The organism is Pseudomonas arcuscaelestis (assembly GCF_016881005.1).
GTDB lineage: Bacteria > Pseudomonadota > Gammaproteobacteria > Pseudomonadales > Pseudomonadaceae > Aquipseudomonas > Aquipseudomonas arcuscaelestis.
On the sequence record NZ_JACOPV010000018.1, the window covers coordinates 69150 to 82187 of the forward strand.

Genomic DNA, 13038 nt, shown 5'->3' on the forward strand with positions numbered 1-13038 from the left:
GCAATAATGCGCGACGGGGTGCTGAGCTAAATGCTTATATAGCGGCTGGCCATTGATGACCCGACCTGTACTGCCAAGGATCTTCGCGTGTTAGCCACTTCTCTGGTTCTGGTTGCCGCACTGCTGCATGCAACCTGGAACACCTTGATCAAATTCAGCGGCGAGCGCCTGCTGGTCATCGCCAGCATGGATGTCGTGGCGTTGGTGTTCGCGCTGGTAATGGTCGCTTTCGTGCAGTATCCGCCTGCCGAAGTCTGGCCGTGGCTGCTGGCGTCTGCACTGTTCGAGCAGTTCTATCGTTTCTTGTTGATCCAGGCGTATCGGGCGGGTGACCTGGGGTTGGTCTATCCGCTGATGCGAGGCCTGTCACCGCTGGTGGTGCTGGCGCTGACACTGACATTCGCGGGCGAAACGTTAAGCAGCCAGCAAATCATCGGCATCATGCTGATCCCATGTGGCATGGTTTGCCTGCTGTGGCAGGGCGGGGGAGGTGATCGCTTGCCCTGGTCGATGTTGCCAGTGGTGGCGTTGATAGGCTTGTGTATCGGCTGCTACACCTGGTTCGACGGCCAGGCGATCCGCCTCTGGTCACAGCCGTTGGACTATCTTGTCTGGTTGACACTGCTCAGTGCCTGGCCCTTTCCGTTGTTGGCCAGTGTCGCTCGGCGCGCACCATTCATTCTGTTCTGGCGCTTGCAGTGGCGGTTGGGCCTGGCGGTGGGATTATGCGTGCTGTTGAGCTACGCCCTGGTGCTTTGGGCAATGCAATTGGGTTCGGTGGCCGAGGCGGCGGCATTGCGTGAGGTCAGCGTAATACTGGTGGTGCTGTTTGGAATGCGCTATCTCAAAGAACCTTTCGGCGGCCCCAGGCTCTTAGCTTGTGCTTTGGTATTGATCGGCATGCTGATCATGAAATTCTGACCGTCCAATCGACAAGGACTTTGCCATGACCGTAGCTCTTTGGTGTGTACTGATTGCGTTGTTCCTGCCGATTCTGTGTACCAGCATCGCCAAACTCAGCAGTGGGCGGTTCAACCTGCGCCAGAACCACGACCCGCGTGCTTTCCTCGACAAGCTCGAAGGTTTGCCGCGGCGCGCCCATGCCGCGCAGTTGAACAGCTTTGAGGCATTTCCTGCCTTTGCTGCAGCGGTCATCATTGCCGACATTGTCGGCAATGCTGAACAGGTCACCCAGGATGTGCTGGCGGTGCTGTATATCACCAGTCGCCTGCTCTACATCATCTGTTACCTGGCTGACTGGGCTGCGGTGCGTTCGCTGGTCTGGTTCGTTGGCGTGGGGCTGATCGTGTCGTTCTTCGTGGTGTCCGCCTAGGGAACCTTCGGCACTTCAGGCAGGGGTGTACCTTTGGGCCAGAGCAGCCAGATCTGTCCCTGCTGCTTCATGTTGCCTGCAACCTCACCTGCTTCGGCGCCTGTGCCCCAGAACAAGTCGGCGCGTACTTCACCGGTGATCGCGCCACCGGTATCCTGCGCGGCAACCGGACGGACCATTGGAGCACCGTCGGGGCGGGTGGTCGATAGCCACAGCAGGCTGCCCAAAGGAATCACCTTACGGTCGATCGCCACGCTGTAACCTGCAGTCAGCGGCACGTTCAGCGAGCCTCGTGGACCTTCATTGCTGTCCGGGCGGCCACTGAAGAAAACGTAGCTGGGGTTGCTCGCCAGCAGTTCCGGCACACGCGCCGGGTTAGCCTGTGCCCAGGCATGAATGCTGCCCATGGTGACGTCTTCTTTTTTCAACTGACCTTGATCGACCAGCCAGCGACCCACCGGACGATAGGGGTGGCCGTTCTGGTCGGCGTAACCGACCCGCAACTGTCGACCGCTGTCGAGCTGGATTCGGCCGGAGCCCTGGATCTGCAGGAACTGCAAGTCCATGGGGTCGGTCAGCCAGGCCAGGACCGGGGCAGGCACACCTTGCTGGTTGATAACTTCGGCAGTGTCGTAGGGCTTGAGTGTCCGGCCATCCAGACGGCCACGCAGACGTTTGCCCTTGAGTTCCGGGTAGACGCTGTCCAGCGCCACCACGATCATGTCGTCAGGCACGCCATAAACGGGCACATGTGCACTGTCGGTCTGGGTCAGGCTACCGGGGTAGACCGGCTCGTAGTAACCGGTGATCAGGCCGTTGGCACTGTTGTCACCTGAACGCATGCTGTAGACATCCAGCTGGGACTGGAGAAAGTTGCGTACCTGGGTGCTGTCACTCGGTACAGTCGCTGCGGCGCTACAGGTGTTGGCCCAAATGGCGTCGCGCTTGAGGCGCTCGCAGGCGCTGCGCCAGGCTTCGAAGCCCGCCAGCAGATCGCTGTCGCTGACCTGTGGCAGATCTTTCCAGGTGCCGCTGACGTAAGTGGCAAGCGCATGCGGCTTGGGTTTTTCCGGACCGCCGCCGTTGCAACCGGCGAGCAGTGCCAGTGCCGAGACCGCCAATCCCAGGTGGCGCAGGGAAAATTTCATAAACAGGGTTTCCTTGGCGGTTTGCCTGGGGTTCAACTGCCTGGGCAAACCGTAGATTTAATAAGGGTATTGGTCTTTGGTGACGAGACGAGGATACTGGGCGCCTTTTTTCCCGTGAGCCGACGTTACCATGATGCTCAAACGACTCTCTGTTGTATTGCTGGCCTGCCTGACGCTGACCGCCTGCGGCGGTGTTGATCCCAACTCGCCCTTGGGCCAGCGCAAGACCATTTTCAAACAGATGCTCAAGACCAGCGAAGACCTGGGCGGCATGTTGCGAGGACGACTGGCCTTTGACGGGCAGAAGTTCGCCGATGGCGCGGTCAAGCTTGATAATTTGTCCCGGGAGCCGTGGAAGCATTTTCCCCAGGTTCGCGAAGACGATGAAACCAGCGCTCGTGCAGAGGTCTGGGAAAAACAGGCGCGTTTCCAGGACTTGGCTCGTCAGTTGGAAACCGCGACCGGAGAACTGGTTGCCGTCACTCGAACCCAGCCACTGAAGGCGGCCGACCTGGCTGCGCCGACCGACAAGGTTGAGGCAGCATGCAAAGCCTGTCACACCGAATTTCGTAACCATTGAATACTGCCATCGCGGGGCTAGCCCGCTCCCACAGAGCGTTCAGCTAGCCCTGTGGGAGTGGGCTAGCCTGGCGATAAGCACTTACTTCTCGAGTTGATCCAGCGCTTCTTGCAGTTCTTTCTTGGACTCGGCCAACTTGTCCTTGCGCGTGTTGATCTTCTCGGCGTCACCCTTTTTCATGGCCTTGTCCAGGTCCTTGGTGCGCTGCGTCACTTCGTGGCGGGCGTCGAGAACTTTCTGTTCGCGTTCTTTGCGCAGGCTGCTATCAGTGCAATGCTCGTTGACTTCACTCAGGGCTTTTTCAAGCCCGGCTTTTTGGAAAGGGTTAACGGCTTTATCAATTTGCTGTTGGATATCGGCCTTTTTAGCCGCGCAACCAGTCAGTGCTTCCGTTGACTCGGCGGCTTGCAGCGAAGTTGCGCCGAAGCCAATCGCGGTCAACAGGACGAGGTTGGAAAAAAATTTCATGAGCGCCTCCATTCGGGGCATGGCAGAAATAGTTGGGGGAAATCCTGCCCTGATTTCCTGAATTAAGGAACCCTTGGTGGGCAATTCGATGGCACGACAAGAAAATTCCTACAATTTTCAGCTCGGCACTTTTACTGTGCGCGGTGAAATCCTTCGATACCCTGCGCCACCAATTGCGCAGCCAGCGCCTGCACCTGAGGGTGATTGAAAAATGCCTGCAACTGCTCGGCGCGCGTTGACCCGATGCCGGGCATGGCGGACCACTGGCTGGAAGTTCTCGCGGTCAGTGAGGACCAGTCAGTATTCAGCTCGATGTTTAGCGTTGCCGGTACTCCCAAGGCGCGCAACCATTGCTGGAAAGGGCGTGTGCGTGCGTGTGCGACCTCTTGCAGCAGTCGCGCTGCGCTTGCCCCCGGTAGCGGATGCAATTGTTCGTGGCTCAGGGCCAGCCAGTCGGCGAGGGTGGTTACCAGTCCAGCCTGTACTAGTTTTCGCCATGTCGCGACGCCAACGTGCGACATATCCAGCCCTTGCTTACCGCTCAACCAGGCAAGCCGAGCAATGAACTGTTCCTCGCAGCCGTGGCTGGGCTGCCAGCAACTCAACGGGTGAAACTGCTCACTTGCTGGTGACAGCACTGTCACCCGCTGAACAGTACGATGAACGACTTGCTCCAGGCGCGGGATGGTCAGGCCGGCCAAGCTTATTGCGACCTGATCGCCGGGGCGGATGTCTGCGGACTGCCATCGAGCCAGCGAGCCGACATTGACTTGAGTGATACGCCGATCATCCAGGGTGATGGGCTTTAACTGCAGGACTGGCGTGATCTTGCCAGTGCGACCGATTCTGAAGTGCACATCGCGTACTTCAGCCAAGGCTTGGCGAAAGGGATATTTCCAGGCAGCAATCCAGTAGGGTGCTTTGGCTTGCCAGCGTTGCGCCGGCGGTCGACTGTCCTGGCGCAGGACCACGCCGTCAGTGGCAAACGGCAGCGCCGACTGGTACCACTGCCGGCGCCAGTGAGCGGCTTCATCCTGGCTTGCGATGGCGACGCTGTAGCGCTGGCTGTCGGCAAAACCCAGGTCGGCGAGCTTTGCCAGGCGCTCAAGTTGCGTTGCGGGGCCCTCGGGCCAGTCCCAAACGAATAAACCGACACCGGCGCCCAGGTCATCGGACAATTGCTTGCGGGCCATCAGTCCGGCCACGGTGCCGCGGGCGCCGATTCCTCCGGCAGTCGATTGCACATGGCTTTCAAGGCGCCAATAAAGCTCGCCTTGAAGGGTGATGTCGAGGGCCAGAGGTAGGGTCCGGGTGATGCTGGCGAGGTAAGGGATATGCCGGCTCCAGTCATGGCCCTGCCGGCCATCGCCACGGCTGAGCAGTTGCACCAGTTGGCCCTGCTGATAGACCAGCGTGACAGCGACGCCGTCTACCTTGGGTTGAATCCAGATGTCCTGCTTGCCGTGCATCCAGCGAGCGACTGCTTGATCATCATTCAGTTTTGCAACGCCAGTGTGCGCAATGGGATGGTCTATCGGGCCTCGAGCGCTGGCGAGCGGATCATCAAAGTCGTGCAGACGGAAACAACCTTGCAGATATTTCAGGTGCTCCCGGCTCTGGTCATAGATTTCGTCGGCCACCAATGAGATGCCCAGGCGATGGTAGTGTTCATCCCATCTGGCCAGGGACTCGCGTAACTGGGCCACTTCAATACGCGCGCGCTCGGACGTCCACGTGGGGCACTCCTGTGCCTGGATTGTGGATAAATAGAGCGCAAAGAGAACAGCGAGCAGCTTGGGCATCATGGCCAGCTTCCTTGCATGGCGAGAACGAATGCTCAGCCTAGGCAATCACTGCACCCGGTGCGTCCCGCACTTGTCAGTCGATATGTCATGAAAAAGCCCCAGCCGATAACTCGGCTGGGGCTCTCTTGCAACTGGACGCTTGCAGCGTCTAATTAAAGGCCGGCAGCAGCACGCAGGCTGTCAACGCGGTCGGTACGTTCCCAGGTGAAGGTCGTGAAGGTGTCGTCACCGACAGTCTTCTGCTGCGGGGTACGGCCAAAGTGGCCGTAGGCGGCAGTTTCCTGGTACATCGGGTGCAACAGGTCGAGCATGGTGGTGATGGCGTACGGACGCAGGTCGAAGCACTCACGCACCAACTGGACGATCTTGTCGTCGGAGATCTTGCCGGTGCCGAAGGTGTTCAGCGAGATGGAGGTTGGCTGAGCTACACCGATAGCGTAGGAAACCTGGATCTCGCAGCGTTCGGCAAGGCCGGCAGCGACGATATTTTTCGCTACGTAGCGACCGGCATAGGCGGCAGAACGGTCAACCTTGGATGGATCCTTGCCGGAGAAAGCGCCACCGCCGTGACGGGCCATGCCGCCGTAGGAGTCGACAATGATCTTGCGGCCGGTCAGGCCACAGTCACCCACCGGGCCACCGATGATGAACTGGCCAGTCGGGTTGATGTGGAACTGGGTGTCCTTGTGCAGCAACTCGGCAGGCAGGGTCTGCTTGACGATCAGCTCCATGACCGCTTCCTGCAGGTCTTTTTGCGACACTTCAGGGTTGTGCTGGGTCGACAGGACCACGGCGTCGATGCCGACGACTTTGCCGCCTTCATAACGGCAGGTCACTTGGGACTTGGCATCCGGGCGCAGCCATGGCAGCAGGCCGGACTTGCGTGCTTCAGCCTGACGCTCGACCAGGCGGTGGGAGAAGCAGATCGGTGCAGGCATCAGCACGTCGGTTTCATTGCTGGCATAACCGAACATCAGGCCCTGGTCGCCGGCGCCCTGGTCTTCCGGCTTGCTGCGGTCAACGCCTTGGGCGATGTCTACCGATTGCTTGCCGATGATGTTCATGACCGCGCAGGTCGCGCCGTCGAAGCCAACGTCGGAGCTGTTGTAGCCGATGTCGACAATAACTTTGCGGACGATATCTTCCAGGTCTACCCAGGCCGACGTGGTCACTTCACCGGCGATGATCGCAACACCCGTTTTAACCAGGGTTTCGCAAGCTACGCGCGCGTATTTGTCCTGGGTAATGATGGCGTCCAGCACTGCATCCGAAATCTGGTCGGCGATTTTGTCCGGATGCCCTTCAGACACGGACTCGGAGGTGAAAAGGGAGTATTCGCTCATCTCGACGGGTTCCTAAAATTTACCGATGTTGAGTGTCGCCAGCCGGTCGCTGAAAGTGGCGGACCTGAATCTGGAAACCATTACGTAAGCCCACATATAGGCTGTCCCCGGGAGCCAATCCCGCTGCGCTGGCCCAACGGGCCAGGTCGTCCTGCTCAAAGCCTAGCCAGATATCGCCACAGGCCTCTCTGGCCCAGCTTTGGTCGTGGCTGCACAACTCTGTTATCAACAGGCTACCGCCTGCCTTCACACGGTTGGCCAACTGCCGCAGGGCTTCGGCCGGGGCGCTGAAATGGTGCAGGACCATGTTCAGCACTACGCAGTCGGCTTCCACATCCGTTGCACTGAGTGCATCGGCCAACTGCAGGTTCACATTGACCAGGCCTTCGCGATGACAGACCTGGCGCGCCAGCTCGAGCATGGTCGGGCTGTTGTCCAGTGCGGTGACCCGGTTGAAACGTCGGGCCAGCTCGGGCAGAAATTCGCCATCGCCGGGGCCTACTTCAAGCGCGCTGGCGTCATGGTCAAAGCTGAGTTTGTCGATCAATGCCAAAAGGCTTTCGCGATATTGCGGCAGCCCGGCGATCAGGTCTTGCTGGGCACGAAACTTTTCTTCAGTGCGCAGGAAGAAGTCCTGGCTGGTCACGGCCCGGCGTTGCTGGACCTGTCCGATGCGATCCTGCACTTCTTGCGCCAGGCTCAGTGCATCGACCTCTTCGAGCAGTGCCGCATGCAGCTTGCCGCCAAGACGCAAGGTATCGGGCAGGGCGCGTCGGTAGAAAATTGCGTTGCCTTCGCGCCGGGTCGCTACCAGTCCGGCCTGGGCCAGAACCTTTAGGTGATGGCTGATGCCGGACTGGCCAATGGCGAAAATTTGCGCCAATTCCAGTACGCCGAAGGAATCGCTGGCCAACGCCCGCAATACATTGAGGCGCAGCGGATCGCCGCTGGCTTTGCACAAGGCGGCCAGTTCGTCATTTTGCTCGAGTCGGATCGACGACGCAGGAAGGTTCATGGGGCCGCAGTCTAGTCAGGCGGCGGCATCGTCGCAAGGGCAATATCAAAAAGTTTTGATATTGCATGATGAGCGGGGCAATTCGTCGCAGAAGGTACGACTGATCCTGCTGTTTGCCCTGATTAACGCCTGATTCTTGTCTCAATCACAGGAAAATCATGCTGCATCGACCATCCGTCATTGCCCCCGGGCACGTGCCTGGGCGAAAATGGCCGCCTTTTTTCGTTTCATAATTAATTCAAGCCCCAGGAGATAAGCGATGCCCAGCCGTCGTGAACGTGCCAACGCCATTCGTGCCCTTAGCATGGATGCCGTGCAAAAGGCCAACAGCGGCCATCCAGGTGCCCCTATGGGCATGGCGGATATCGCTGAGGTTCTTTGGCGCGACTACTTGAAACACAGCCCAAGCAACCCGAATTTCGCTGACCGTGACCGCTTTGTATTGTCCAACGGCCACGGCTCGATGCTGATCTATTCGCTGCTGCACCTGACCGGCTACGACCTGTCGATTGACGACCTGAAAAGCTTCCGTCAGTTGCACAGCCGCACCCCGGGTCACCCGGAATTCGGTTACACCGCAGGCGTCGAGACCACTACCGGTCCGCTCGGCCAAGGCCTGGCCAACGCCGTTGGTTTTGCACTTGCCGAAAAAATCATGGGCGCCCAGTTCAACCGCCCAAGCCATAACATCGTCGACCACCACACCTACGTGTTCCTGGGTGACGGTTGCATGATGGAAGGTATTTCCCACGAAGTCGCTTCCCTGGCTGGCACCCTGGGCCTGGGCAAACTGATCGCTTTCTACGATGACAACGGTATCTCCATCGACGGCGAAGTCGAAGGCTGGTTCACCGATGACACGCCTAAGCGTTTTGAAGCGTACAACTGGCAGGTAATCCGCAACGTCGATGGCCATGACGCCGACGAGATCAAGACCGCCATCGACACCGCCCGCAAGAGCGAGCAGCCGACCCTGATCTGCTGCAAGACCATCATCGGTTTCGGATCGCCGAACAAGCAAGGTAAGGAAGATTGCCACGGTGCCCCATTGGGCAACGATGAAATCGCCCTGGCGCGCAAAGAGCTGAACTGGAACCATGGCCCGTTCGAAATCCCGGCCAATATCTATGCCGAATGGGATGCCAAGGAAGCCGGCAAGGCTGTCGAAGCCGAGTGGGACAAGCGCTTCGCTGCCTACGCGGCTGCCTTCCCGGAGCTGGCCAGCGAACTCAAGCGTCGTCTGAGCGGCGAGCTGCCGGCTGATTTCTCCGAGAAGGCCGCTGCCTACATCGCTGAAGTCGCCGCCAAAGGCGAAACCATCGCCAGCCGTAAAGCCAGCCAGAACACCCTGAACGCCTTCGGCCCGTTGCTGCCTGAATTCCTCGGCGGCTCGGCAGACCTGGCCGGTTCCAACCTGACCCTGTGGAAAGGTTGCAAGGGCGTCAGCGCTGAAGATGCCAGCGGCAACTACATGTTCTACGGCGTGCGCGAGTTCGGCATGACCGCAATCATGAACGGCGTCGCCCTGCACGGTGGCCTGGTGCCTTACGGCGCTACTTTCCTGATGTTCATGGAATACGCCCGCAACGCAGTGCGCATGTCGGCGTTGATGAAGCAGCGTGTGATTCACGTCTACACCCACGACTCTATCGGCTTGGGCGAAGACGGCCCGACGCACCAGCCGATCGAGCAACTGACCAGCCTGCGCAGCACGCCGAACCTGGACACCTGGCGTCCAGCCGACGCAGTCGAATCGGCTGTGTCCTGGAAGCACGCGCTGGAACGCAAGGACGGCCCTTCGGCGCTGATCTTCTCGCGTCAGAACCTGCAGCACCAGGACCGTGATGCCCAGCAGATCGCGGACATCAGTCGCGGTGGTTATGTACTGAAGGACTGCGCAGGCGAGCCTGAGCTGATCCTGATCGCCACCGGTTCCGAAGTGGGCCTGGCTGTTCAGGCCTTCGACAAGTTGACTGAGCAAGGCCGCAAGGTTCGCGTCGTGTCGATGCCATGCACCAGCGTGTTCGATGCTCAGGACGCCGCTTACAAGCAGTCGGTTCTTCCTCTGCAAGTAGGTTCGCGTATCGCTATCGAAGCTGCCCATGCTGACTTCTGGTACAAGTATGTCGGCCTCGAAGGCCGCGTCATCGGCATGACCACCTACGGCGAATCGGCGCCTGCGCCTGCTTTGTTCGAAGCGTTTGGTTTCACCCTGGAAAATATCCTGGGTACTGCTGAAGAGCTGCTGGAAGACTGATCCTGGCGGTGTCGACCTAATCGCGGGGCAAGCCCGCTCCCACAGGTATCTGCTGTGGGGGCGGACTTGCCCCGCGATGGCCTCACCCGAGAAAACGTTCTGTTCCGTGAGCATCCCCATGCCCCAATCGCGTCCTTACAAAGTTGCACTCAACGGCTACGGCCGTATTGGTCGTTGCGTTTTACGCGCGCTCTTTGAACGGGGGGCGAAGGCGGGCTTTGAGATTGTTGCACTGAACGACCTGGCCGATCAGGCCAGTATCGAATACCTGACACGCTTCGACTCCACCCACGGGCGTTTTCCCGGTGAGGTGAAGGTCGATGGCGACTGTCTGCATATCAATGGCGACTGCGTGAAGGTTTTGCGCAGTGCCACCCCGGAAGGTATCGACTGGGCGGCGCTGGATGTCGATCTGGTTCTGGAGTGCTCGGGCGCCTACAACACGCGTGCCGACGGCATGCGCTTTCTCGAAGCAGGCGCGCCGCGGGTGTTGTTCTCCCAGCCAATGGCCAGTGAAGTCGATGTCGATGCAACCGTGGTCTATGGCATCAACCAGGATTGCCTGAACGGCAGTGAGCGGCTGGTTTCCAACGCCTCCTGCACCACCAACTGCGGCGTGCCGCTGTTGCGTGTGCTGGACCAGGCTTTTGGCCTTGAGTATGTGTCGATCACCACGATCCACTCGGCCATGAATGATCAGCCGGTCATCGATGCCTATCACCATGAAGACTTGCGTCGGACACGTTCGGCTTTCCAGTCGGTGATCCCGGTTTCCACGGGACTGGCTCGAGGTATCGAGCGCCTGCTGCCGGAACTTGCCGGACGAATTCAGGCCAAAGCGGTACGTGTGCCTACTGTCAACGTGTCGTGCCTGGACATAACCCTGCAGACCGCCCGCGACACTACTGCGGCCGAGGTCAACCAGGTGCTGCGTGATGCTGCCCTGAGCGGACCGTTAAAGGGCCTGCTGGCCTACACTGAGCTGCCGCACGCCAGTTGTGATTTCAACCATGACCCGCATTCGGCCATCGTCGATGCCAGCCAGACCCGCGTTTCCGGCCCCCGGCTGGTGAACCTGCTGGCATGGTTCGACAACGAATGGGGTTTTGCCAACCGTATGCTCGACGTTGCAGAACACTATCTGCACGTCGTCAATCAAACCCGCTCCACTTGTAAACAGCCCTGAAGGACTGCATTCATGACCGTGTTGAAGATGACCGACCTCGACCTGCAAGGTAAGCGCGTACTGATCCGCGAAGACCTCAACGTTCCTGTAAAGGACGGTGTGGTTGCGAGTGATGCGCGTATCCTGGCTTCGCTGCCGACCATCAGGCTGGCGCTGGAAAAGGGCGCGGCCGTGATGGTCTGCTCGCACCTGGGCCGTCCGAGCGAAGGCGAATTCTCAGCTGAGAACAGCCTCAAGCCGGTTGCTGAGTACCTGAGCAAGGCGCTGGGCCGAGAGGTGCCGTTGGTTGCTGACTACCTCGACGGTGTTGACGTCAAGGCAGGCGACATCGTGCTGTTCGAGAACGTGCGCTTCAACAAGGGCGAGAAAAAGAACGCCGACGAGCTGGCGCAGAAGTACGCTGCCCTGTGTGACGTATTCGTGATGGACGCTTTCGGCACTGCGCACCGCGCCGAGGGTTCGACCCACGGCGTTGCCAAGTTCGCCAAAGTCGCTGCCGCAGGCCCACTGCTGGCAGCCGAGCTGGATGCCCTGGGCAAGGCCCTGAAAGCTCCGGCCAAGCCGATGGCTGCCATCGTTGCAGGCTCCAAGGTATCGACCAAACTCGACGTTCTCAACAGCCTGAGCCAGATCTGTGACCTGCTGATCGTTGGCGGCGGCATTGCCAACACGTTCCTGGCCGCTGCTGGTCACCCGGTTGGCAAGTCGCTGTACGAACCCGACTTGATCGACACCGCCAAGGCCATCGCTGCCAAGGTCAATGTACCGCTGCCAGTGGACGTCGTGGTTGCCAAGGAATTCGCTGAAAGCGCCGTTGCCACCGTCAAGCGGGTCGCCGATGTTGCCGAAGACGACATGATCCTGGACATCGGCCCGCAGACTGCGGCCAATTTCGCCGAGTTGCTGAAAACGTCCAAGACTGTTTTGTGGAACGGCCCGGTAGGTGTGTTCGAGTTCGATCAGTTCGGTAACGGCACCAAGGTGCTGGCCAAGGCTATCGCTGACAGCGCCGCGTTTTCGATCGCCGGTGGTGGCGACACGTTGGCGGCCATCGATAAATATGGCGTTGCCGAGCAAATCTCCTACATTTCTACCGGTGGCGGTGCATTCCTCGAATTCGTCGAGGGCAAGGTCCTGCCAGCAGTGGAAGTACTGGAACAACGGGCCAAGGCCTGATCCGCTCAGCGCCTGGCAAAGGGAGCGACCTGATGGTCAAGCGACTGCCTATGTTTGTCCTGGTCGGCATGCTCGGCGCCTGTTCCAGCGCGCCGGAGCAAGGTGCCGAGGAGCCGGGCGCGCCGAAAGGCGGCTGCTATCAATCGCAATGGCAGGCAGAAACCGTGCCGGTGATCAACAAGCGTCTCGGCCCGGATGGTCTGGAAAAATATGACGACGAACATCAGCGCCGGGCTCCGGGTTGCCCTTGATCGGTTGACGGCAACCTACCGGCCAGTTTGTGGTCTGCTAGAGGATATTGCATGAAAGGTGTCGTGGCCCTGATGGCCCTGGCAGTGCTGGGCGGATGCTCAAGCTTCACGTCTGCGCCGGCGCCGACCGACAATTGGACGCGCTGGGTGTGTGACAGTCAGGCCGAAGTGCTCTGGCGTTTTGCCGACAGCAGTCAGCAGAGCCTGGACGTTCGTCTGGGTGGCGGTGACCAGGTCTACCGGCTCAAGGCCGAACCGGGCGCGTCGGGAGCGTTGTACAGCGATGGCGTCCTGGCGTTCCACAATAAAGGTGACGAAGGCCTGGTTTACTGGGTCGCCACCAACGATTTGATAGGGCGCGGCTGCAAGGCGCCGTGACTGGCCGGGCCGCATGACGCGGCCCACACTACTTGAATAGCAACCGCCACTGCGGCAGGCTTGCACGAAAAACGACGCTTGTCGGGAGAGAGATACAC

General features: G+C 59.6%; 13 protein-coding genes. 8 read left to right on the forward strand and 5 right to left on the reverse strand.

All coding sequences use genetic code 11. The annotated features are described in order from the left end of the window. Window positions 1-87: 87 nt before the first annotated feature. Together H8F21_RS24605 and H8F21_RS24610 are read left to right on the forward strand one after the other, a co-directional pair. On the forward strand, window positions 88-921 hold the full coding sequence (locus tag H8F21_RS24605; protein WP_203478650.1) for an EamA family transporter: 834 nt from the start codon (window positions 88-90) through the stop codon (window positions 919-921). 25 nt (window positions 922-946) lie between these two features. Next, window positions 947-1333 (forward strand): MAPEG family protein, encoded by a 387-nt coding sequence (locus H8F21_RS24610; RefSeq protein WP_203478652.1) that lies wholly within the window; start codon window positions 947-949, stop codon window positions 1331-1333. On the opposite strand, the gene mltA is transcribed toward H8F21_RS24610, so the two are convergent. Next, entirely contained in the window at window positions 1330-2481 is a 1152-nt protein-coding gene (gene mltA / locus H8F21_RS24615) for a murein transglycosylase A (protein WP_203478654.1), read from the reverse strand. The genes H8F21_RS24610 and mltA overlap by 4 nt on opposite strands. 130 nt (window positions 2482-2611) lie before the next feature. Between mltA and H8F21_RS24620 the strand changes: the two genes are divergently transcribed. Next, on the forward strand, window positions 2612-3061 hold the full coding sequence (locus H8F21_RS24620; RefSeq protein ID WP_136478475.1) for a c-type cytochrome: 450 nt from the start codon (window positions 2612-2614) through the stop codon (window positions 3059-3061). 81 nt (window positions 3062-3142) lie between these two features. Here H8F21_RS24620 and H8F21_RS24625 read toward each other — a convergent pair whose 3' ends face one another. The 4 genes from H8F21_RS24625 to H8F21_RS24640 all read right to left on the reverse strand — a co-directional run bounded on the left by H8F21_RS24625 (window position 3143) and on the right by H8F21_RS24640 (window position 7692). Continuing rightward, complete coding sequence (locus H8F21_RS24625) at window positions 3143-3529, reverse strand: DUF1090 domain-containing protein (protein WP_203478958.1); 387 nt, start codon at window positions 3527-3529, stop codon at window positions 3143-3145. A 131-nt stretch (window positions 3530-3660) separates the two neighbouring features. Beyond that, window positions 3661-5331 (reverse strand): NAD-dependent DNA ligase LigB, encoded by a 1671-nt coding sequence (gene ligB / locus H8F21_RS24630; RefSeq protein WP_203478959.1) that lies wholly within the window; start codon window positions 5329-5331, stop codon window positions 3661-3663. A 155-nt stretch (window positions 5332-5486) separates the two neighbouring features. Further along, window positions 5487-6677: a methionine adenosyltransferase gene (gene metK / locus H8F21_RS24635; protein ID WP_203478655.1), complete on the reverse strand. Its 1191-nt coding sequence runs from the start codon at window positions 6675-6677 to the stop codon at window positions 5487-5489. Window positions 6678-6696: 19 nt separating this feature from the next. Continuing rightward, window positions 6697-7692, reverse strand: coding sequence for an ArsR/SmtB family transcription factor (locus H8F21_RS24640; protein ID WP_203478656.1), 996 nt, complete (start codon window positions 7690-7692; stop codon window positions 6697-6699). Between the two features lie 259 nt (window positions 7693-7951). Here H8F21_RS24640 and tkt point away from each other — a divergent pair, with 259 nt between their 5' ends. The 5 genes from tkt (at window position 7952) to H8F21_RS24665 (ending at window position 12940) form a co-directional block, all read left to right on the forward strand. Then, window positions 7952-9949 carry a transketolase gene (gene tkt, locus H8F21_RS24645; protein WP_203478657.1) on the forward strand — a complete coding sequence of 666 codons (1998 nt, stop codon included), beginning with the start codon at window positions 7952-7954 and terminating at the stop codon, window positions 9947-9949. A 118-nt stretch (window positions 9950-10067) separates the two neighbouring features. Then, the gene (epd, locus tag H8F21_RS24650) at window positions 10068-11135 is read left to right on the forward strand and encodes an erythrose-4-phosphate dehydrogenase (protein WP_203478658.1); all 1068 of its coding nucleotides are present in this window, start codon (window positions 10068-10070) and stop codon (window positions 11133-11135) included. Window positions 11136-11147: 12 nt separating this feature from the next. Then, on the forward strand, window positions 11148-12311 hold the full coding sequence (locus tag H8F21_RS24655; protein ID WP_203478660.1) for a phosphoglycerate kinase: 1164 nt from the start codon (window positions 11148-11150) through the stop codon (window positions 12309-12311). After that, complete coding sequence (locus H8F21_RS24660) at window positions 12311-12562, forward strand: hypothetical protein (protein WP_203478960.1); 252 nt, start codon at window positions 12311-12313, stop codon at window positions 12560-12562. The genes H8F21_RS24655 and H8F21_RS24660 overlap by 1 nt, the downstream gene beginning before the upstream one ends. Window positions 12563-12613: 51 nt before the next feature. Beyond that, window positions 12614-12940 (forward strand): MliC family protein, encoded by a 327-nt coding sequence (locus H8F21_RS24665; RefSeq protein ID WP_203542805.1) that lies wholly within the window; start codon window positions 12614-12616, stop codon window positions 12938-12940. Window positions 12941-13038 lie beyond the last annotated feature (98 nt).